15 protein-coding genes and 1 pseudogene are annotated in these 21016 nt (G+C 70.4%); 8 read left to right on the forward strand and 8 right to left on the reverse strand.

The window, feature by feature from the left end; translation table 11 throughout:
* Window positions 1-935: 935 nt before the first annotated feature.
* Both ACFU5F_RS30185 and ACFU5F_RS30190 read right to left on the reverse strand, forming a co-directional pair.
* Entirely contained in the window at window positions 936-5639 is a 4704-nt protein-coding gene (locus ACFU5F_RS30185; RefSeq protein ID WP_383893933.1) for a hypothetical protein, read from the reverse strand.
* A 38-nt stretch (window positions 5640-5677) separates the two neighbouring features.
* Entirely contained in the window at window positions 5678-5920 is a 243-nt protein-coding gene (locus ACFU5F_RS30190) for a DUF397 domain-containing protein (RefSeq protein WP_383894040.1), read from the reverse strand.
* Window positions 5921-6191: 271 nt separating this feature from the next.
* On the opposite strand from ACFU5F_RS30190, the gene ACFU5F_RS30195 reads away from it, so the two are divergent.
* Both ACFU5F_RS30195 and ACFU5F_RS30200 read left to right on the forward strand, forming a co-directional pair.
* The gene (locus ACFU5F_RS30195; RefSeq protein WP_383893936.1) at window positions 6192-7199 is read left to right on the forward strand and encodes an NlpC/P60 family protein; all 1008 of its coding nucleotides are present in this window, start codon (window positions 6192-6194) and stop codon (window positions 7197-7199) included.
* A 235-nt stretch (window positions 7200-7434) separates the two neighbouring features.
* The gene (locus ACFU5F_RS30200) at window positions 7435-8157 is read left to right on the forward strand and encodes a phosphatase PAP2 family protein (RefSeq protein WP_383893938.1); all 723 of its coding nucleotides are present in this window, start codon (window positions 7435-7437) and stop codon (window positions 8155-8157) included.
* 210 nt (window positions 8158-8367) lie between these two features.
* Here ACFU5F_RS30200 and ACFU5F_RS30205 read toward each other — a convergent pair whose 3' ends face one another.
* On the reverse strand, window positions 8368-9930 hold the full coding sequence (locus ACFU5F_RS30205; protein ID WP_383893941.1) for an FAD-binding oxidoreductase: 1563 nt from the start codon (window positions 9928-9930) through the stop codon (window positions 8368-8370).
* Window positions 9931-10599: 669 nt separating this feature from the next.
* Between ACFU5F_RS30205 and pstS the strand changes: the two genes are divergently transcribed.
* The 4 genes from pstS to pstB all read left to right on the forward strand — a co-directional run bounded on the left by pstS (window position 10600) and on the right by pstB (window position 14792).
* Complete coding sequence (gene pstS / locus ACFU5F_RS30210) at window positions 10600-11730, forward strand: phosphate ABC transporter substrate-binding protein PstS (RefSeq protein WP_383893944.1); 1131 nt, start codon at window positions 10600-10602, stop codon at window positions 11728-11730.
* Between the two features lie 137 nt (window positions 11731-11867).
* Window positions 11868-12875, forward strand: coding sequence for a phosphate ABC transporter permease subunit PstC (gene pstC, locus ACFU5F_RS30215; protein WP_383893947.1), 1008 nt, complete (start codon window positions 11868-11870; stop codon window positions 12873-12875).
* Entirely contained in the window at window positions 12872-13927 is a 1056-nt protein-coding gene (gene pstA / locus ACFU5F_RS30220; protein WP_383893950.1) for a phosphate ABC transporter permease PstA, read from the forward strand. The genes pstC and pstA overlap by 4 nt, the downstream gene beginning before the upstream one ends.
* An 88-nt stretch (window positions 13928-14015) precedes the next feature.
* Entirely contained in the window at window positions 14016-14792 is a 777-nt protein-coding gene (pstB, locus tag ACFU5F_RS30225; protein WP_037726303.1) for a phosphate ABC transporter ATP-binding protein PstB, read from the forward strand.
* A gap of 121 nt (window positions 14793-14913) precedes the next feature.
* On the opposite strand, the gene ACFU5F_RS30230 is transcribed toward pstB, so the two are convergent.
* Window positions 14914-15912, reverse strand: coding sequence for an anion permease (locus ACFU5F_RS30230; RefSeq protein WP_383893954.1), 999 nt, complete (start codon window positions 15910-15912; stop codon window positions 14914-14916).
* Window positions 15913-15919: 7 nt separating this feature from the next.
* Window positions 15920-16540, reverse strand: coding sequence for a DUF47 domain-containing protein (locus ACFU5F_RS30235; RefSeq protein ID WP_013002574.1), 621 nt, complete (start codon window positions 16538-16540; stop codon window positions 15920-15922).
* Window positions 16541-16728: 188 nt separating this feature from the next.
* Between ACFU5F_RS30235 and ACFU5F_RS30240 the strand changes: the two genes are divergently transcribed.
* Window positions 16729-17094, forward strand: a complete 366-nt coding sequence (locus tag ACFU5F_RS30240) for a metal-sensitive transcriptional regulator (protein WP_046918535.1) — start codon at window positions 16729-16731, stop codon at window positions 17092-17094.
* Between the two features lie 106 nt (window positions 17095-17200).
* Here the strand turns inward: ACFU5F_RS30240 and ACFU5F_RS30245 are convergent, their stop codons facing one another.
* The 3 genes and pseudogenes from ACFU5F_RS30245 to ACFU5F_RS30255 all read right to left on the reverse strand — a co-directional run.
* A complete protein-coding gene (locus tag ACFU5F_RS30245; RefSeq protein WP_318813481.1) occupies window positions 17201-17386 on the reverse strand; it encodes a hypothetical protein in 186 nt (61 codons plus the stop codon).
* Window positions 17387-17480: 94 nt separating this feature from the next.
* Window positions 17481-18314, reverse strand: a complete 834-nt coding sequence (locus ACFU5F_RS30250) for a hypothetical protein (RefSeq protein WP_383893959.1) — start codon at window positions 18312-18314, stop codon at window positions 17481-17483.
* Window positions 18315-18684: 370 nt separating this feature from the next.
* A pseudogene (locus ACFU5F_RS30255) lies at window positions 18685-18967 on the reverse strand (NUDIX domain-containing protein); the annotation flags it as partial.
* Window positions 18968-19629: 662 nt separating this feature from the next.
* Here ACFU5F_RS30255 and ACFU5F_RS30260 point away from each other — a divergent pair.
* Window positions 19630-20790: an ice-binding family protein gene (locus ACFU5F_RS30260; protein WP_383893962.1), complete on the forward strand. Its 1161-nt coding sequence runs from the start codon at window positions 19630-19632 to the stop codon at window positions 20788-20790.
* The last annotated feature ends 226 nt before the right edge of the window (window positions 20791-21016 follow it).

Raw genomic sequence — 21016 nt, forward strand, 5'->3', positions numbered from 1 at the left:
GCCGACGTATGTCGACTTGGCGTCATTGATTGGCGGTTTTCGTACGGATCCCTTGCCGCCGGCCCGTACGTGCCCCTAACGGGGGGCGCGGAACGGTAAGCGAAGGGTCGTATCGTCACTCTGTGTATCACGGCAGGTCACGCCGGGCAATGAGGATGAAACGGAACCTGTGGTGTGGTTCCGTCGTTATTCCCCTTTCGTGCCCTCTGGGGGCTTGCCCGGTCCCGCTTCTGACGGGGTGTCGGGTGTGTTCCGTCGCTCCGGTGTTCTCCGGAGTCCGAGTGTGCCTGATGTGGACGTAGGGGGCGTGTGTGGGGGCCGGGAGTTCCGGCGGGGCTCAGCTCTGGCCAGAACTGCATGGGATCGCGATCGCAACTTTGGTACAAACGATCGACTGGGTGATCCCGTGTGTCCGAGCGTCAGGTACGTGGGTGGAAAGCCGGGTTGGAGTAACGAATCTGCGAGGGCGTCGTCCACGGGGGTGGACGTGAGCGAGGACGGGCCCGTCGTCTCGGCCGAGATACCGGAGTTCACCGGGAATCTGGAGCAGCTGGAGACGGTTGCCGGGACATCGCGTTCGACGGGATGGCGGTCGGTGCCGCGGGCTGCTGATCGACGCCACGGTACGGCGCTCCTTCACCTTCGGGCTCGCTGCGTGATCGATCCGCAGGCCGCTGAACGGGAGACGTGGGAGGCGGGTGTCTCCGCGATGCAGCTCGGGTCGGTGGTGTTCGCCGTGACCGCGGCGACGGAAGGCGCGTGGCTGGTTGGGCGAGTTTCCGACCTGAGGCGTTGTCCCTGGGGCGGCTCCGTTTGGGGATGAGTCCTTCTCTGGCCTCTCTGGCTTCTCTGGACTCCAAAGCACTGGGAGTTTTTGGGCCGGCTCCGGCTTGGTGAAGTCCTTCTGTCGTCTTTCCTCGGGCGTCCGCCCCCGGTCACTTCCCCCGTACTCGGATGTGCGACTCGGCCCAAGCGCCGGCGAACAGCTCGTGCGGTGGTACCGGCGGCAGCAGGCGGGTGAACGGGCCGTGCAGGTGGGTCGCCGTGGCGGACGGTGCGCGGTGGGCGGCCAGTTTGGCGGTCTCCAGGGGGAGATGGGGCGCCTTGAGGTCGGTCCACGGGCCCGGGACGAACACCGTGCGCCCTGTTCGGGGGCGCTTGTCGTTCTCCACCACCCCCACGGCCGACAGCTCTGTCTGCGCGGTTCTGTGCCGGGCGGGCGTCCAGCCGTTCCAGCGGCGGACGTTCTGGTCGGTGGGGCGGGCGAGGGCGAGGAGCTGAAGGTACAGCGTGGCGGCGTCGGTGCCGACGCCCAGGGTTTCGGCGGCCTCGGCGACGAGGCCGGGGGTGCTCAGGGCCGGGTTCAGCTCGTGGCCACCCGGCGGGACCGGGGTCGTGGACACTCGCTCCGTCATCCGGAGGAGCCCGCCGACGCGCAGCTCCTGTAGCGCACGGATCTCGCCCAGGAGCCAGGACAGGGCCAGTTCGTCGCACAGGCGTTCCGCCCGCTCCAGCCGGTCCGGATCGGCGAGTGCGGACGACCGGAGGTAGACGTCGCCGTGGGGGACGGCGACCACGAAGAGGCCGTCGTCGTACGCCGTGGACGTCTCGGTCACGTTCTCCCGCAGGGGATGGGGGCAGGGCAGCACCGCCCCCTCGTAGGGCACGAAGCCCGGGGCGTCGGCCGCCGCCGCGGCGAGCGCCCGGTGCCGGCTCAGGGGGACGAGCGTGCCGGGGGCGTCCAGGAGTGTCCGCAGCCGGCCGTACAGCGCGACGGCGCCCGCGGTGGCGGGGTCGCCGACCGGGCGCTCGGTGAGGGCCCAGGCCACGACGGACAGCAGCTGCCGGTCCGGGAGGTCGGAGCGGGACACCCGGTCGCCCGCTGTGCCGTCGGGGCATGCCTGGTGGAGAGTGAGTCCGCCGCTGACGCTGCCGACCAGGACGAATCCGTGCGGGCCCACATCGGTTCCGGCGGGGGGCGCCTCGTCCGTGGTGAGGGCACGGGCCCAGGGGCCGGTGAGCCCCAGGTCGGCTTCCAGCGCGTCGGCCAGGCCGTCGTCCACGTACGCCGTGGCGCCGAGCAGGGCGACCCACACCTCGGCCATGCGCTCCGCGGCCGCGACCGTCCCGCCATCCGTCCACAACTCGGCCGGGTCCTCCGGCATGCCCGCCGCGAGCACCGCACGCCGTCCCGCCGGGCCGAGCCGGTGCCAGAAGGCGTGGTACTCGTCGGCGACGGGCTTGGTCGCCCTGTACGGCTTCGAGCGCAGCATCTTCCAGTCGTCGTCGTACCGCTGCCGTCGGGGCAGGCCGGCCAGGACCAGCGTTGCGATCGTGCCGCGCACCCCCGTGCGGCGGGAGAAGACCTCGACGGCTCGCGCGGTGAGGGGCAGCGGGCCCCGGCTCGCCACCAGGTCCAGCAGGGCGGGCAGGCGGGCGGTGTCGTCCCGCTCGACGGTGAACGTCTCGTCGTCCTCCCCGTCGGTCCCGGTCGACGTACGGGCCGGGGCCGGGTCGTCCGCCCGCTGGGCGAACCGGGCCGTGCCGCCGCGTTCGCCGACCGAGGCGACGACCTGCCCGGTGGCGCGGGACGCGGCCAGTGTCGCCACCGGTGCGCGGCCGGTACGCCACCGCCCTCCCCGCTCGGCGAACGGCTGGGCGCTCCAGGTGCGGAGCAGCGCCGCAAGGGCCGTCCGTTCCTCGTCGGAGGTGGTGTCCACCACGGCACGCCAGGCCGCCGCGTCGATACGGCCGAGCAGCGCGGCCCACTCCAGCGGTTCCGCGGGCAGTGCCAGCCGTCGGGTCTCGTCGTCGATCTCGCCGCGCAGATACCGGCCGTCCGCCGCGACCGCGATGAGGGTGGCGGGGCGGGGGCCGGGCACGTGGGCCTCGTAGGCGCGGAGTTCGGGCAGCAGGCCGTACAGGGCGGGGGACAGCGCTGTGTCGGGGATCTCGGCCGGGAGTGTCACCACCGGGCCCGACCGCATGATGGCCACGCGCCGGGACACATCCTCACGCCGCCGGAGCACCTCGGCGGCGAGCAGCGCGACTCGCACCACCCCGTCCGCGATCCGCGGTTCGGTCACCTCGGGCAGCAGACGGGCCAGTTCGGCGCGTACGGTCCGTGGCGTCGCGTCGTGGGCCGCGTCGAGCAGCGCGCGTACGACATCGGAGGTGACCGAGCGCAGGGCCTTGGACGCGGACTCGTCGCGGGGGGTGAGGAAGTGCCAGTACGCGGGCGGGGGCAGCGGGCCGACGCTGTGGGCGGAGGGCTTGCGGCGGCCCAGGTGCCGGTCGCTGGCCGGGAAGCCGTGTGCCTCCCACAGGAGGGAGCCGTCGGACACGGCGTGGACCCGTACGTTGCTCGGGTCCACCAGCACCGCGTCCTCGCCGTCGGCGGGGAGCCGGAGGATGCCCCACGGCTGGCGTCCGGGCCGGGTGCTGACGAACCGTCCCTCACGGCCGTCGACGGACCGCAGCAGGAAGTCGGTGGGGGAGGGGCCCGCGTACGGCGTGCGGTACAGGACGTGGCAGCCGGTCAGCCGTCCGTTCTGGCCCAGCGGCGACGGCGGGGCGTCCTCGGGCAGGGCGGCCAGGGTGAGCGCGTCCATGAACATGGCTCGGCCCGGGGGCACTTCGGCGTCGCGGTGGAACTCGGGCAGGGTGCGGTCGCCGGTCCGTGCGCCGGTCGTGGGGTCGACGCGCTGCCAGTTGTCGCGGTAGGCGTCGGCGCTCCAGAACCGCTCGCCGTCGCTCATGTGGAGTTCGCGGCTGCCGATGCCAGTACGGTCGCCCGGCCGCAGCACCCGGTCCCCGTCGTGGCGGCCGGGCCCGGCTCCGGCTCCGCTGTCCGGGCTCGCGAACTGGAAGCCGAAGCCGCCGTCGATGATCCCGTCGTACGGGCGCAGCCCGCCCCGCTGCTCGGGCACGAACACCTCCTCGGGCCGGTCGGTCCAGAAGGCTTGCTCACCGAAGCGCGCGAGCGCGGTGCGGCTCAGGGTGGTCGAGCTCACCAGGAACCGGCCGCCCGCGAAGTGCACGCTGTGACTCGTCGTGCCGTCGGGGAGCGTGAAAGCGCAGGAGCCGCGCCGGCCCGCGTGGTCCACGGCCACGGCCCGGTCGTCGCCGTAGACGGTCAGCACGGGCCAGGTGCAGGTGACGCCCCGGACGCCGCCGCGGACGTCGTCGGGTCCGGCGGCGTCGCCGAACTCGGCCAGGACGGCCTCCAGCGCCGGCCAGCACAGCTCCTCCGGCAGCCCGGCGGTGAGGGCGCGGGTCAGCGGGCCGGTCAGGTCCAGTGCGGCCAGGGCTTCCTCGACGCCGTCCAGGGCCGTCGCCGTCGGGCGGTCGAGGAGCGCTGCCAGCTCGTCCACCGCCTCGTCGGCCGCCGCGATCCCCCCGCCCCGCAACGCGCCGATCAGCTTCTCGATCCTGGTGTGCACCTCGGCGGCGATGCCCGCGTTCTCTGGCAGCCGGGTGATCGCCGAGCCGCCGCCGCGCAGACCGGCGTGGACCGTGCCCTCCAGCCGGGGCCCGAAGACCGGGTCGGCCGCCAGGGCGGTCAGGTCCCGCCGCGACGTGCCGCCCCAGAACTTCAGCCGGATCGAGTCGCCCGGATCCTCGACCGCGACCCCCTCCGCGAGACAGGCGTCCAGCAGATCGGCGTCCAGCTCCGGCCACTGATAGCGGTCCTCGTGCAGCCGCACGGGCGCCTCGGCCGCGCGCAGCCGAGGCGCGAACAATGTCACCAGTTCGAACAGTTCCGGCGGCATCTGCTGCGACCTCACACCCCCGCCCGCCACCCGGGCGTGCCGGTACATCCGTGTGTACTGCCCCAGCCACCCGGCGACCCCGCCCTCCGGCGTCACCCGCCCGGTCACCACGGCCTCCGCCGCGCCCGAGCGCAGCAGCAGCCGCAGCCAGGCCGCCGCGTCGCCCCGCGCGTCCGGGAACACGTCCACCAGCGCGGCGTTCACGTCGTCGTCCTGCGGGAACTCCGCCAGCAGCCCCGCGACCGCGTCCAGCAGGGCATCCGGTACGGCCTTCCCCCGGGCCCCACCCACCACCGCCGCCAGCACCCGCGCGTCTTCGTCCCGGCCCAGCCCCGCCGCCTTCGCGGACGCCCGCACCCGCCCGGCCAGCGTCGCCGGCAACTCGCCCGGCGACGCCGCCCACGCCGTCAGCACCCGCGTGTACTCGGCGTGCGCCTCCGCCGCGCTCAGCTCGCCGGCCAGTCGGCGCTGATGATCCGTCAACTCCTTGACCGGCAGTGCCCCGAGACCCGCGAACAGCCGTACGTTCGCCCGGTACCACTCCCCGTCCACCGGCAGCGCATGCTCCCGCTCCGCCTTCCGCGCCAGCGCGAACGCCTTCCCTGCGTACCGGACGCTCCAGCCGCTCAGACGGTGCCCGACCATGTCCCAGAACCACGGCAGATGCGCCATCGGCAGCCGACTCGCCTGCCGCTCCATGCCCGTCAGGAAACGGCCCGGCTTCTCGTACGCCACCCGGATCTGCGCACGCACCGCCTCCAGCGCGTCCAGCGCGATCGGCTCGCCGGCCGGGTCGTGGGCTCTGACCCAGTCGACGTACACCGTCGACGTGTGCGGCTGCGTCGGAAACGGGGCGTTGACCTTCATGCCGAGATACTGGCACGCCCCACCGACAACGCACCGGCCTACTTCACCGTCGACTCGAACCCCTCGACCCCCTCCACGAAGTGGTCGAACTCCCCTGCCTGTACGCCCAGTAGGAACGCGTCCCACTTCCGGCGGTTCGTCGTCACGACGTTGTCCGGGGCGCTGGTCTCGCGGATGTAGACGGGGGCGTCGGGGTCGTCTTCGCCCTGCCCCTCCCCGAAGGCGAGCTCGATCCAGGGGCCGGGGCCGGGGCCGGTCGCGTCCTCGGGGGCGGCGCGGATCCAGAGGACTTCTGGGGACCGCGACCAACGGGTGCCGGTGGGGGGTCAAGGAGGACGCCGGACCCGTCGGCCTCGACGCGGAACGCGGGAGTGGGCTCCAGCTCGTACGCGCATGCGCCGAGGGCCGGGGGTGTCCGTGTTGCGGGACCTCGGTGTCTCACAGGGTGGGAAGCTGCTGTGGGTCGACGGCGGGGCCGTCGAGTGATCATTCCCCAGGTGGGCGGCCGCCTCTACACTTGCTGACGGCGGACTGGCGCGCGGTGAGGGGCGGTTGACGGTGCGTAAGGCATGGATCGTGGTGATCGCTGCCTGCAGCGTTGGGCTCAGCTTCGTGTTGCTGCTGGTCGTGGGTGTCTACATGGTCGCCGGGAACCTCGCGGGCGGCATCGGCGGGAAGTCCGTCGCGCTGGCCAAGGGGGCCGTACCCGCCGCGTATCAGACCCTCGTGCAGAAGTGGGGCAATCTGTGCGACGCCATCAATCCGGCGTTGCTGGCCGCACAGCTGTACCAGGAGAGCGGGTTCAACCCGAAGGCGCAGAGCCCCGCCGCCGCGCAGGGGATCGCTCAGTTCATCCCGGGAACCTGGGCCGCGCACGGGCTCGACGGGGACGGGGACGGGGATCGTGACGTCTGGGACCCGAATGACGCGATTCCGTCGGCCGCCTCGTACGACTGCTCCCTCGCGAAGTACGTGAAGGACGTCCCCGGTGATCCGACGGCGAACATGCTCGCTTCCTACAACGCGGGGGCGTACGCCGTCATCAAGTACGGGGGCGTGCCGCCGTACAAGGAGACGCAGAACTACGTCAAGACGATCACCACGCTGTCGGAGAGTTTCGCCGCGCCCACGAGCCGGGTCGATCCCAGCGAGCAGGCGGCCGGGGCCATCGCGTACGCGCAGAAGAAGCTCGGGACGCTGTATCTGTGGGGCGGTACCGGTACCGCTGAGCAGGGCGGACGCTTCGACTGCTCGGGGCTGACGCAGGCCGCGTACAAGTCCGTGGGGATCACGCTGCCGCGGGTCGCGAACGATCAGTACAACGCCGGGCCGCATCCGTCGAGGGACGAGTTGCTGCCCGGGGATCTGGTGTTCTTCTCCGACGACCTGACCAACTCCCGCGCCATTCGGCACGTCGGTATCTATGTCGGGGGCGGATATATGATCGACGCTCCGCGCACGGGGGCCGTCATCCGTTTCGACCCGATTGACACCCCCGACTACTTCGGTGCCACCCGGGTTACCGAAGATGGCGCGAAAGCATTGCCCACAACGGTCTGACAGCGCCGTAATTGTCTGTGAACCCCTGCCCTGAGCTGCAGAGACGTGTCTCTCTTCGATAACGTCTGCGTGATCATTCGGTGGAGGGTGGAACGCATTGAAGGGGAGTGTGCGTTCCTGATTGACGTAGCCCGTTGACGCTCACGCGGAAGCACTACGTACACCACGGGGGTGGCAGAGCGCGGCGCACGTAAGGGTGCGGTCGCGAGAACGATGACGAAAGGGCCGCAGCACGATGGCTGGACTCGCCGCGCATGCCGCAATCGCCGCTGAATCCGGATCGAATCCCGACGTCGAGCTGCTCTACGAGATCAACGGCCTCGCCAAGGACGCGCCGACCTGGCTCGACCGGGTGATGGAGTTCGTGGGTGAGTACGGGCTGCTCTTCGCGATGGTGCTGCTGATCCTGTGGTGCTGGTGGGGCGTGCGGAAGCGGGGCGGGGAGGACGCCGCCCCGTCCGTGGCCGCGCTGATGTGGGCGCCGCTCGCCGCCGGGGTCGCCGTGCTGGTGAACGTGCCGATACGCGGGTTCGTGGAGCGGCCCCGGCCCTTCCTCGACCACGAGGGGCTGGAGGTGCTCGTCTCCGGCAAGACCGACTACTCGTTCGTGAGTGATCACGCGACGCTGATCATGGCGATGGCGGTGGGGCTGTTCGTCGCCAACCGCAAGTTCGGGATGGTCGGTCTGGTGATCGGTCTGCTGGGCGGGTTCATCCGCGTGTACATGGGGGTGCACTACCCGACCGACGTGATCGGCGGGTTCGCGCTGGGGACCGCGGTCGTGCTGTTGCTGTCGCCGCTCGCGATGGCTCTGCTCACGCCGCTGATGAGGGCCGTGGAGCGGTCGCCCCGGCTGGGGTGGGTCGTGCGGGCCCGGGGGCGGGACGGCGGGCGTGCGGTGATCCCGGGGGCTCGGGTCGGTGGTGCTCCGGTGGAGGAGCGGGATCTGGCGGCCTGAGGGGTCCGTGCGGGTTCCGTGTCCGTCTCGGCTGCGCCCGGGATGTTCTTCGCCCCCGCCGCCCTACCCGTCCCACCCCCGAGGGGCTGCGCCCCGTCGACCTCCTTCGGCCCCCCTGAGCGCCCAACGGCTCGGGGGGCCGCTTGTTGAGCGGGTGCGGCCCGGTGGGGGCTTGTCGCGCCGCGCCCCTTACGGGGCCCGGAGGGGGCGCTACAGGGCCTGCGGGAAGGTGAAGAAGCGCTTCGGGTCGTACTTCTTCTTCAGGGCGGTCAGGCGAGGGGCCGCGTCGCCGTAGTACGCCTTCTTCCAGTCGGTCAGGGTGGGGTCCGTGTAGTTCTGGTAGGCGGCGCCGGAGGCATGGCGGGCCATGGACTTGTGGGCCTTGTCGAGCCAGGACTGCGCGGTCGCGCCCGAGCTGCCGGACTTCCAGGAGGCGAGGTACTGGGCCAGCATCCGGGAGCGGCGGTGGACGAAGGCCGTCGCCGTGGGGGAGACGCGGTTGACCTGGCCGCCGAGGGCGGTCAGGGCGATGCTGCCGGCTCCGCCCTTCATGCCCGTGATCTGGGTCAGCAGGGTCTGGACGCCCGCCGAGGAGATCGAGCGGTCGAAGAAGTCCGAGCGCGCCGCGTACGTCTCGCGGCCCAGCGCGCCCTGGGGGGAGCGGCCCGGGGTCGAGCCGGGCAGGTGGCACTTGGCGTCGGCCGAGAAGGAGCCGCAGCCCGCGTAGCCCTCCATGGCGTCCTCGTACGAGCGGCGCTTCAGGGAGACGCTGCGGGCCGGGGTGCCGACGCGGTCGGCCAGGCGGTCGAGGGCGTTCTCCAGGTCGCCGTAGGTGCCGAGGGAGAAGGCGGCGACCGCGACGGACGGGCTGCCGCCCCCGTTCTCCAGGTGGCAGGAGGACCAGATCTCGTCGGGCTGCGTCGGGCCCCACTCCTGCCACGCCCGCACCACGGCGGCGGCCTTGGACCAGGGCCAGGTGAGGTACGCGGTGACGCCCTGGGGGGCGGGGTGGGTCCTGAAGCGGAGTTCGGTGACCACGCCGAAGTTGCCGTTGCCCGCTCCCCGCAGGGCCCAGAAGAGGTCCTTGTTGGTGGTGGCGTTCGCGGTCAGTTGCTTGCCGTCCGCGGTGATCAGCGTGGCCTGGGTGAGGCTGTCGCAGGTCAGGCCGTAGGCGCGGGAGGTCACGCCGTGGCCGCCGCCGAGGGTCAGGCCGGAGACGCCGACCGTCGGGCAGGAGCCGGCGGGGATGGTCACCCCCTTCGCGGCCAGGGCCCGGTAGACGTCGATCAGCTTCGCTCCGGCGCCCACGACGGCCTCGCCGCCGGAGGCGCGGACCTTGTTCAGCTTGGAGACGTCGACGACGAGGCGGCCGTTGCCGGAGGACCAGCCCGCGTAGGAGTGGCCGCCGTTGCGTATCGAGACCTTGATGGCGTGGGCCCTGGCGTAGGCGAGGGTCGTGCGGACGTCGTCGGCGTGGGCGACGTAGGCGACGGCGGTGGGCTTGAGGGTGTCGAAGCGCGTGTTGTAGAGCTGCCGGGCGGTGGACCAGGCCTTGTCGCCGGGGCGGAAGAGGGGGCCGTCGAGGTCGCGGGCGAGGGCGGACCAGTCGGCCGCGCCGGCCCGGGAGACGATGCCCGTGCCGGTGGTCGTGGTCGTCCGCAGGGAGGTGTCCGTGGCGCGGTCGGCGGGGACGGGGTCCGTGCCGGTGCAGGCGGAGGCCGTCAGGGTGGTGAGCGCGGCCGCGCCGCCGCCGATGAACATGCGTCGTTCCATGTGCGCCTCCCGTGCGCCGCGTGATGGGTCGTGGAACGAGACGGGGTGGATGGTGACGGGGTTCCCGGATGCGCCCCGGTCTCCCCTGCCCGTTCCGGTCCTCGGGGGGCAGTGGCCCTCTCGCACCTGATTCTGCGGCCACCGTGCCGGGAGGTTTCCGCCCGGGTCCCGGATCGTCGATGTGGGGCCCCGAGGGTCTCCCGGGGTTTCCGCGCGGGTTCCCGCGCCCCTCACCGCCGGGCAGGTGGCCGCGGGCGGGCGTAGAGCGGGCCCGGATGGGGGATTGCTTCTCTCTGTAGTTGAATGCGTTCGGAGAGTCACAGCAGCTGGGAGGGGCGAGGCCGTGTGGAACGCTGGGGGCCTGTGGGGTGCGCGGCCCGGGGATCGCGGGATCGGAACCCGCGCGTGCTCTTCCCGTGAGCGTTCCGTGACCTCACCGCACTTTCGGCAGGGGTTCACTCGCCGTTCACTTCCGTCCATCGGCGGCTTCACCTGATCTGCCTAATTTCGGCCTTACCCGGTGCGGGACGTGGGCCGAAATGAGGCCGTGCAACCCGTGACGACAGCAGTTCGAGGGACTGACGGCATCGACCGGGCAGGTCCCGAGGCTGATACGACGACTTCGCACGCCGCCATGTGGACGGCGGCTCCTGGAAGGAACTCCCGAAAGTGAAGCTTCAGCGCAAGAACCGGCTGCGCGCCCTTTCTCTCGGTGCTGTCGCCCTCACCGGCGTCCTGACCCTCTCGGCATGCGGGTCCGACGACACCAGTGGCGGCGCGAGCGGAAGCGGCGACACCCCGGCGGCCGCCGGCAAGATCGACTGTGGCGACGCCAAGGGGCAGCTGCTGGCCGACGGCTCCTCCGCGCAGAAGAACGCGATCGACGCCTGGGTGAAGCAGTACCAGAGCACCTGCAGGGACGTCGTGATCAACTACAAGGGCAGCGGTTCGGGCGCGGGCATCACCGCGTTCACCCAGGGTCAGATCGCCTTCGCGGGCTCCGACTCGGCGCTGAAGCCCGAAGAGGTCACGGCCTCCAAGGAGGTCTGCAAGGGCGGTCAGGGCATCGACCTGCCGATGGTCGGCGGTCCGATCGCCGTCGGTTACAACGTCCCGGGTGTCGACAACCTCGTCCTGGACGCCAAGACCCTCGCCCTGATCTTCGACAGCAAGATCACCAACTGGAACGACAAGGCCATCAAGGCGCTCAACCCCGACGCCGAGCTGCCCGACCTCAAGATCCAGGCCTTCCACCGCTCGGACGAGTCCGGCACCACGGACAACTTCACCAAGTACCTGATCGCCGCGGCCCCCGACAACTGGAAGTACGAGGGCGGCAAGGCCTGGCAGGCCAAGGGCGGCCAGTCCGCGCAGGGCTCCTCCGGTGTCGCGCAGGGCGTGAAGGAGACCAAGGGCGCGATCTCCTACATGGAGCTCTCCTACGCCAAGGACGGCATCACCACGGTCGACGTCAAGACCGGCGCCGCCACCCCGGTGAAGGCGACCGTGGAGAACGCCACCAAGGCCATCTCCGAGGCCCAGGTCGTGGGCACCGGCAAGGACCTCGCGCTGAAGCTGAACTACACGCCGACCGCCGAGGGCGCCTACCCGATCACCCTCGTCACGTACGAGATCGTCTGCGACAAGGGCAACAAGGCGGACACCCTGACCGCCACGAAGTCCTTCCTCACCTACGTCGCGTCCGAGGACGGCCAGGCGCTGCTCTCCGAGGCCGGGTACGCCCCGATGCCCGAGGAGATCATCACCAAGGTCCGTACGACCATCTCGGAACTGAGCTGACCCGAGTGCGGCCCAGCCCCGACCGGGACTGGGCCGCACCGTCCGGTGCACCGCCGCCAGGAGTCTCCCGCCACCGCGGACGGCTCCGCCCCGAGCCGCCGCCCTTACCGCGCCGGCTCCGCAGACCGGAGAACCTGATGGACATATCGACCAAAGACACTCCCGCTCCCCCCACCCCACCGACTTCCGAGGCCCGCGAGGACAAGCGCGTCGAGCGCGGAGTCACCCGCCTCGGCGACCGGGTCTTCCTCGGCCTGTCCCGCGGGTCCGGCGTCTTCCTGCTGGTGCTCATGGCGGCCATCGCCGTGTTCCTCAGCTACCGGGCCGCGCTCGCGATCAGCAAGGACGAGGCCAACTTCTTCACGACCTTCGAGTGGAACCCGACCGCAGTCCCGCCGGTCTTCGGCATCGCGGTGCTGGCCTTCGGCACCATCGTCTCGTCGGTCATCGCGATGGCCATCGCGGTCCCGGTCGCGGTCGGCATCGCGCTCTTCATCACGCACTACGCCCCGCGCAGGCTGGGCGGCCCCATCGCGTACGTGATCGACCTGCTCGCCGCCGTGCCGTCCATCGTGTACGGCCTGTGGGGCATCCTGGTCCTCGTACCGCAGCTCGACGGGCTCTACGGCTGGCTGAACGACTACCTCGGCTGGACCGGCATCCTCGAATGGCAGGGCGGCGCCCCCCGTTCGATGCTGACCGTCGGCATCCTGCTCGCGATCATGATCCTGCCGATCATCACCAACGTGAGCCGTGAGGTCTTCCGCCAGGTCCCGCGGATGCACGAGGAGGCCGCCCTGGCCCTCGGCGCCACCCGCTGGGAGGTCATCCGCATGGCGGTGCTGCCCTTCGGGCGCTCCGGTGTCATCTCCGCCTCGATGCTCGGTCTCGGCCGTGCGCTCGGCGAGACCATGGCCGTGGCGATGGTCCTGTCGTCCAGCTTCGAGATCAACCTCAGCCTGCTCGACCCGGGCGGCGGCACCTTCGCCCAGAACATCGCCAGCAAGTTCAGTGAGGCCACCGAGATGGGCCGGGACGCCCTGATCGCCTCCGGTCTGGTCCTGTTCGTCATCACCCTGCTGGTCAACGGCGCGGCCCGGCTGATCATCGCCCGCCGCAAGGAGTTCTCGGGGGCCAACGCATGAGCAACGCATCTCTCACCCCGAAGGGCCCGAGCACGCTGCGGGCCGCGTCGCTGCCCAAGTGGTTCGCGTGGGCGGTCGCCGTGGGCTCCGCGGCCGTGGGCCTCGCCATCAGTGCTGCGGCCGGCCTCGAGAGCTCCATCCAGTGGGCCCTGATCGCGGGCATCCTCTTCGTCCTCGGCTCGTACGGCATCGCCGCACGCGTCGAGGGCAAGCGGCAGGCCAAGGACCGGGTCGCGACCAGCCTCGTGTGGGTCGCCTTCCTGCTCGCGGTGATCCCGCTGGTCTCTCTCATCTGGGAGACCATCAGCCGCGGTGTGAAGGTCCTCGACGTCTACTTCCTCACCCACTCGATGGGCGTGGTCTCCACCACGGAGCCCGGCGGCGGTATCTACCACGCCATCCTCGGCACCCTGGAGCAGGTGGGCATCGCCGCCGTCATCTCGGTGCCGATCGGCGTGCTGACCGCGATCTACCTGGTCGAGTACGGGCGCGGCAGGCTCGCCAAGGCCGTCACCTTCTTCGTCGACGTCATGACGGGCATCCCGTCGATCGTCGCGGGTCTGTTCATCCTCAGCACCTGGATCCTGATCCTGGGGATGGGCCCCTCCGGGTTCGCCGGCGCGATGGCGCTGACCATCCTGATGCTGCCGGTCGTCGTCCGCTCCACCGAGGAGATGCTCAAGCTCGTCCCCAACGAGCTGCGCGAGGCCTCGCTGGCGCTGGGCGTGCCGAAGTGGCGCACCATCCTCAAAATCGTGCTGCCGACCGCCATCGGTGGTATCACGACAGGTGTGATGCTCGCGGTCGCCCGTATCGCCGGTGAGACCGCTCCGGTGCTGCTGCTGGTGTGGGGCTCGAACTACATCAACGCGAACCCCTTCACCGACCCGCAGGCCTCGCTGCCGATGTACATCTATCTGCAGTTCCAGCAGAGCGGCGGCTCCGGAGCGGCGTACGACCGTGCCTGGGCGGCGTCGCTGACGCTGATCGCCTTCATCATGATCCTGAACCTGGCGGCCCGCGGTATCGCCCGCTGGAAGGCCCCACGATGACGAGGACAACGTGCGGCCGTGCCGCACGGCCGGTCGCTGACGCGGCCACACAGCGACCAGTTCCCCCGCGAAAGAAGCAGTGATCTCCATGGCCAAGCGAATCGACGTCAGCGGCCTCAACGCCTACTACAGCTCGTTCCGTGCCATCGAGGACATCTCGATGGCCATAGAGCCCCGTACCGTGACGGCCTTCATCGGCCCCTCCGGCTGCGGCAAGTCCACGTTCCTGCGCACCCTGAACCGGATGCACGAGGTCACCCCGGGCGGCCGTGTCGAGGGCAAGGTCATGCTCGACGACGAGAACCTGTACGGCGCCGGGGTCGACCCGGTCTCCGTGCGGCGTGAGGTCGGCATGGTCTTCCAGCGTCCGAACCCGTTCCCCACGATGTCGATCTACGACAACGTGGCGGCGGGCCTGAAGCTGGTCGGCGGCAAGAAGAAGTCCGAGCTGGACGAGATCGTCGAGAAGTCCCTCAAGGGCGCGAACCTCTGGAACGAGGTCAAGGACCGTCTGAACAAGCCCGGCTCCGGCCTCTCCGGCGGTCAGCAGCAGCGGCTGTGCATCGCCCGCGCGATCGCGGTCGAGCCGAAGGTGCTGCTCATGGACGAGCCGTGCTCCGCGCTCGACCCGATCTCGACGCTCGCCATCGAGGACCTCATCGGTGAGCTGAAGGAGCGCTTCACGATCGTCATCGTGACGCACAACATGCAGCAGGCGGCGCGTGTCTCGGACCGTACGGCGTTCTTCAACCTCGCGGCCGTCGGGCAGCCCGGCAAGCTCATCGAGATAGACGACACCGAGCGGATCTTCTCCAACCCGTCCGTGCAGGCCACGGAGGACTACATCTCCGGGCGCTTCGGCTAGGCCGCCGTCCGCGAAGAACCCCTCGTGGTGCTGCATGGCGGTGCCGCCGCGAGGTAGGTGAAGGGCCCGCCCCCGGATGACCGGGGGCGGGCCCTCCGCCGTTCCAGGGGGTGTGCGGCCCCTACAGGACCGCCAGGTTCACGATCCAGAAGCTCGCGGCGGCGACCAGGGCCGCGGCCGGCATCGTGATGAACCAGCCGAGGATGATGTTCTTGGCCACACCCCAGCGGACGGCGTTGATGCGCTTGGTGGCGCCCACACCCATGATCGCCGAGGTGATGATGTGGGTCGTGGAGATGGGGGCCTTGAAGATGAAGGCCGTGACGAACATGATCGACGCGCCGGTGGTCTCGGCGGCGAAGCCCTGCGGCGGGTCGAGTTCGATGATCTTGCGACCCAGGGTGCGCATGATGCGCCAGCCGCCCGCGTACGTGCCGAGGGAGAGCATGACCGCGCAGACGATCTTCACCCAGATCGGGATGGGGTCGCCGTAGTCCTCGACATCCGCGATGACCAGCGCCATCACGACGATGCCCATCGTCTTCTGGGCGTCCTGCAGACCGTGGCCGAGGGCCATACCGGCCGCCGACACGGTCTGCGCGATACGGAAGCCGCGCTTGGCCTTGTGCGGGTTGGCGCGGCGGAAGATCCACATGATCGCCGTCATCACCAGATAGCCGGCGACCAGGCCGACCACGGGTGAGATGAACATCGGGATGACGACCTTCTCGAGGACCCCGGACCAGTAGACCGTCGTACCGCCGGCGAGTGCCGCGCCCACCATGCCGCCGAACAGCGCGTGCGAGGAGGACGACGGGAGGCCGAAGTACCAGGTGACGAGGTTCCAGGTGATCGCGCCGACCAGGGCCGCGAAGAGGATGCCCATGCCCTTGGAGCCCTCGGGCGTGGAGATCAGGCCCTCGCTGACCGTCTTGGCGACACCGCTGCCGAGGAACGCGCCGACGAGGTTCATCACCGCGGCCATGGCGAGGGCCGCGCGGGGCGTCAGCGCGCGGGTCGACACCGAGGTCGCGATCGCGTTCGCGGAGTCGTGGAAGCCGTTGGTGTACGTGAAGAAGAGCGCGACCCCGATGGTCACGACCAGAGCGAAGGTGTCCATGAAGGGTTCAGGACTCCTTGACGGCGATGGTCTCCACCGTGTTCGCCACGTGCTCGAACGCGTCCGCCGCCTCCTCCAGCACGTCCACGATCTGCTTGAGTTTCAGCACCTCGATGGCTTCGTACTTGCCGTTGAAGAGCATGGCCAGCAGTTTCCGGTGGATCTGGTCGGCCTGGTTCTCCAGGCGGTTGACCTCGATCCAGTACTCCGTGAGGTTGGCCATGGTCCGCAGGTTCGGCATGGCCTCGGCGGTCAGCTCGGCGGCTCGCGCCAGCACCTCGATCTGCTGCTCCACGCCCTTGGGCAGGTCCTCGACGTTGTAGAGGACGACCAGGTCGACGGCCTCCTCCATGAAGTCCATGATGTCGTCGAGGGAGGACGCGAGGTTGTAGATGTCCTCGCGGTCGAACGGCGTGATGAACGAGGAGTTCAGCTGGTGGAAGATCGCGTGTGTGGCGTCGTCACCGGCGTGTTCGGCGGCCCGCATACGCTCTGCGATCTCGGCCCGGCCGGCGGTGTCCGCCCCGAGCAGTTCCATGAGGAGCTTCGAGCCCGTGACGATGTTGTCCGCGGATGCGGCGAACATGTCATAGAAGCTCGTCTCCCTGGGGGTCAGACGAAAGCGCACGTGGGGTCCTCGGTATGCATGGGTTTCGGTCAGGCTGATGCTAGGCGCATCATCCGGCCACGGCTAATGGGCCGTCCACCAGTGTCGCCCATGAGACAGAAAGGTCGGCACGGGGGCTGCCCGCAGGGCGTATACCCGCCGAAGTTCGCTACCATATACCCGGTAGGGGTATATGTCTGGAGGCTGCGATGACGACCACAGGGGCCGGCGCGGGAGCGCCCTCGGCCGTCGACGGTGTGGAGCAGGGTGTCGTGACCGACCACGACCGTGGAATCCACGGGTATCACCATCAGAAGGACGAACACCTGAAGCGTCTGCGGCGCATCGAGGGACAGATCCGTGGGCTCCAGCGGATGGTCGACGAGGACGTCTACTGCATCGACATACTGACCCAGGTCTCCGCCTCCACCAAGGCCCTGCAGTCGTTCGCCCTGCAGCTTCTGGAGGAACACCTGCGGCACTGCGTCGCCGACGCTGCCCTCAAGGGCGGCGCCGAGATCGACGCGAAGGTCGAGGAGGCCACGAAGGCGATCGGCCGGCTGCTGCGGACCTGAGTGCCGGGAGCCGTGTCACCCGGGGGCGCTTTTCGGCCACCGGGCGCGGTCGCCGGGGCGGGCGAGGCGAAGTCCCCCCGGGTGGTGCCGTCCGCGCGGGCGTCCCTTACCGGGGCGGCCCGTCCTCGTGGGCGCGCTCCTCCCGGACGCGCAGGACCTCGTCGATGCGGTCGGGGCTGAGGCGGTCGCCGTCGGTGGTCGAGGCCGCGATGATGAGGTCGCCGCAGAGTTCGATCTCGGCGAGGGCCACGTGGTCCTGAACCGCCGTACCGCCTGCCGGAGCCACGCGCATCACCTCTTCTCTGCCGCCACCGACCCCTAGGGTAGGCAGCGGCCCGCAGCCCGCGCATGGCACCAACGGACCATTTCCGGCCCCGTACTCTCCGCTACCCCTCCGCGATCTTTCCGGCGTAGATGTCCTCGGGGCGCGGCAGCCGGACGGCGACGGGGACGCCGAAGTCGTACAGGAGGGTCGTCGAGGCGACGGCGATCGTGCCCTGCTGCCCGCCGTTGACGAAGCTGAAGCGGTGGCGGACCTTGCGGACGCGGCCCTCGTCGTCGAGGTAGGCGTCGAAGGGCACCCGGGCGGTGGCGAAGCCCCGGGCGGCGGCGCGCAGGGCGGCCCGGTTGCCCTCGGAGGCCGCTCGGGAGGCGGTGGTGAGATCGGCGGTGCCGCGGTAGTGCCGGACCCGGGTGCCGCCCACCTCGGTCTCGCCGACGAGCCGTGCCGTCCGCGTCCCGCGCAGCACCTCGGCCGCGGCGAACGGGTCGGTGGCGCCGCCGGTGACCAGATTGCCGTCGGAGAGGCTGCCCGTGTCGACGCGGACCCATTTGTCGGCGGGCACGCCCGCGCCCCGGTTCTTCATGAACAGGGCTCCGGGGGCGAGGAGTTCGGTGATCGGGCGGTGCTCGCTGCGGCCGGCGGGGTCGTGCGGGAGGAGCACCTTCAGCCGGCCGAGCCGTCTGCCGTAGTCGTAGACGCCCTCGCCGTGGATGGTCACCCGGGTGCCGCCGGTCGCCATCTCCATCTCCGTACGGGCCTTGGAGCTGCCCGCGCGGACGAGGGCCGGGGCGGCGCGGTGCAGCAGGTCCACCGGGTCGGAGGGGAGGGAGTCGTCGTCGGGGCCGCCGCCGTGGCAGCCGGTGACACCGGTCGCGCCGACGAGGAGTCCCGCGGCGACGAGTGCCGCGCCCCTTCTGCTGTGCCGCCGAGTCACCATCGCCTGCCAACCCCCTGGCCGGGTCCGAACCGGGTCTTCTGCTCGTTCGGATAACGACAGGTCGGGGAGGTCGTCACGCGGGAGGGGACGGGCCGGGGCGCGGGGGGTGTCCCGCGGTGCGGGCCTGCGGGGGCGGAAGGGATCGTGGCCGCCCGCCCTGGGTAACGTTGTCGGTGTGGCGCATCAAGGCGAGCCGGTACTCCCGCAACAGCATCGGACGACCACCGTCGAGCAGGGCCGGTTCTGTGTGGCGAGATGCAGCTGCGGCTGGCGCGGACCGGCCCGGCGGGCCCGGAGCCTGGCCCGGACCGATGCGGAGGGGCACACGGCGAGCGTGGTGTGAGGGCCAGGGCGTCGGGCCCTGGGCATGGCGCAGGGCCGTCAGGAATGCGTCGACCGGTTCCCGGTCGTGGGGCTGGGTGAGGCGGTCGCGGGCGGCGGCCGGGGCGGCCGGAGGATCCGGACCCTCTCGTCGTGGGGCGTGAAGTGACCGGCGGTCACCTCGGAGGCCCAGTAACTCACCTCCTTGGCGCGGCCGTTGACGACGTAGCGCGCAGCCGGGGGTCAGGCGCGCAGCGGTGGCCCGTCTCCTCCTCGACCTCGCGCAGGGCGCCGGCGAGGGCGTCCTCGTCGTGCTTCAGCTTTCCCTTGGGAGGCGTCGTCATGGCATCCCTGGAGGGCGGCTCAGGTGGTGGGTTTCGCGAGCCTTCTGTAGCAGGTGAGGGCCGACGGCGAGGCCGGGCAGGGCGAGGAAGCGGGAACCCTTTCGCTCGTACCGGACGGTGAGCCGGCGTAGCCGGCCGGTCAGGCGATCGACCGCACGTCCTTCCAGCGGTGGAGTCGAGCCCGGAACGGCCGGTTCGAGCCGGTCGGCATTCCGTGATCCGGCTGGTGACCCCGCCCTCCCCGAGAACGGGCCGATGGCCGGAATCAAGCACCGACACGACCGGCAGAGTGAATAACACACTTCTTGCACCTCGTTCGGCCTCTCATGCATATGTACTTTATTGGGCTATTGCTAGCTTTTGAGTGGTTGATGACGGCTCATCATCATCGGCAGGCTCCCGCCTCAGCGGTCTCCTCCTTGCGGTCGGCGCCGCGGAACCCCCTGACAGGAGACGTGGCTTCCGGCCCGACCGGAACTCACCGCGGAGGCCGGGATGTCCTTGTGCCGGTGCGGCTGAGCTCAATGACGACAAGAAAGGCCAGTCTCATGACAGTCGTAGACTCACCACCTCCGCCGCGAGGCAGACCCCGTATACACCGCCGCCTCAAGGCGCGTCTCGCAGTGGTGCCCGGAGTGGTAATGCTGGCCATGGCCACTCTGGCCTGGAACACCACCGCGCAGGCAGCAGAACCCCCCGTTCCGCTGGGGACCGCCGAGAGTTACGCGATCCTGGCCGGTTCGACGATCACCAACACCGGCGACTCCGACATCATCGGCGACGTGGGGCTCAGTCCGGGCACCTCCGTGACGGGCTTCCCGCCCGGAGAGATCTTCGGCGCCCTGAACATCGCCAACGGCGCGGCTGATCAGGCGAAGCTGGATCTGACCACTGCCTACAACAACGCGGCCGGCCGAACCGGGACTGCCGTTGCGGTCGAACTCGGCGGACGGGTACTGGGGCCCGGCGTCTACTCGAACCCGACATTGGGAATCACCGGGGAACTCACGCTCAATGCCCAGGGTGACCCCAACGCCGTCTTCATCTTCCAGACCACAGAGACGCTGATCACCGCTTCGAACAGCAGCGTCAGGCTCATCAACGGTGCGCAGGCCTGCAACGTGTTCTGGAAGGTGGGCAGCTCCGCCACCCTCGGGACAAATTCAGACTTCGTGGGCACCATCATGGCCCTGGCTTCCATCACGCTGAACACGGGCGCCGACGTCCAGGGTCGAGCACTTGCGCAGAACGCCGCGGTGACGCTGGACAACAACGACATCACGAGGCCGTTCTGCGTGACCGGGCCCACAGGCCCCAGTGGTCCTCCTGGACCCACGGGACCTGCCGGTCCCAGCGGACCTGCCGGTCCCAGCGGACCTGCCGGTCCCAGCGGACCTGAGGGCCCCCCGGGAGACACCGGTCCCACCGGGCCTCCCGGATCAGTCGGACCGACCGGGCCCGCCGGCCCCAGTGGGCCTGCCGGTCCCACCGGGCCTGCCGGATCAGTCGGACCCACGGGACCTGCCGGACCGACCGGTCCTGTCGGGCCCACCGGGCCTGTCGGACCTGAGGGCCCCAAGGGAGACACCGGCCCGCAGGGTCCTGAAGGTCCGCAAGGTCCTGAAGGTCCTGAAGGTCCGCAGGGTCCTGCGGGACCCGGCGGCGGCCACGGGGACCACGGGGACCACGGGGACCACGGCGGTCACAAGCACCACTGCTCCAAGCACGAGGGTCCTCCCCCCTGGGAGGAGCACGGGAAGGACTGGCTGTGGAAGTCCAAGTCCAAGCCCAACGCCAAGTGTGAGGACTGAGCGGGACCACGGCCTCATCTTCTTGAGGAGGCCTGCGAAATGAGCGAGGGGCGCCCTCCCTGGGGGCGCCCCTCGGCTTTGTGCATGGGCGGCTCACCCGGCCATCCGCACACGGCCCTGCCCGGGGCAGGAGTTCACGTGCTTCCGGGCCGCCGAGGCAGAGGTGCCGGAGCCCGTGACGAGGATCGGCCGGGGTACCCCTCGCGCAACACGGGAAGGACCGGGA

This window comes from Streptomyces sp. NPDC057438 (assembly GCF_042802995.1).
Taxonomy (GTDB): Bacteria; Actinomycetota; Actinomycetes; order Streptomycetales; family Streptomycetaceae; genus Streptomyces.

Bases quoted from the DNA above. Each gene is read 5' to 3' on its own strand.
- pstB (WP_037726303.1), top strand. From the start codon at position 14,016: ATGGCCAAGCGAATCGACGTCAGCGGCCTCAACGCCTACTACAGCTCG.
- ACFU5F_RS30245 (WP_318813481.1), bottom strand. From the start codon at position 17,386: ATGCGCGTGGCTCCGGCAGGCGGTACGGCGGTTCAGGACCACGTGGCC.
- ACFU5F_RS30230 (WP_383893954.1), bottom strand. From the start codon at position 15,912: ATGGACACCTTCGCTCTGGTCGTGACCATCGGGGTCGCGCTCTTCTTC.
- ACFU5F_RS30250 (WP_383893959.1), bottom strand. From the start codon at position 18,314: ATGGTGACTCGGCGGCACAGCAGAAGGGGCGCGGCACTCGTCGCCGCG.
- pstC (WP_383893947.1), top strand. From the start codon at position 11,868: ATGGACATATCGACCAAAGACACTCCCGCTCCCCCCACCCCACCGACT.
- ACFU5F_RS30240 (WP_046918535.1), top strand. From the start codon at position 16,729: ATGACGACCACAGGGGCCGGCGCGGGAGCGCCCTCGGCCGTCGACGGT.
- ACFU5F_RS30205 (WP_383893941.1), bottom strand. From the start codon at position 9,930: ATGGAACGACGCATGTTCATCGGCGGCGGCGCGGCCGCGCTCACCACC.
- ACFU5F_RS30185 (WP_383893933.1), bottom strand. From the start codon at position 5,639: ATGAAGGTCAACGCCCCGTTTCCGACGCAGCCGCACACGTCGACGGTG.
- ACFU5F_RS30200 (WP_383893938.1), top strand. From the start codon at position 7,435: ATGGCTGGACTCGCCGCGCATGCCGCAATCGCCGCTGAATCCGGATCG.
- pstA (WP_383893950.1), top strand. From the start codon at position 12,872: ATGAGCAACGCATCTCTCACCCCGAAGGGCCCGAGCACGCTGCGGGCC.
- ACFU5F_RS30260 (WP_383893962.1), top strand. From the start codon at position 19,630: ATGGCCACTCTGGCCTGGAACACCACCGCGCAGGCAGCAGAACCCCCC.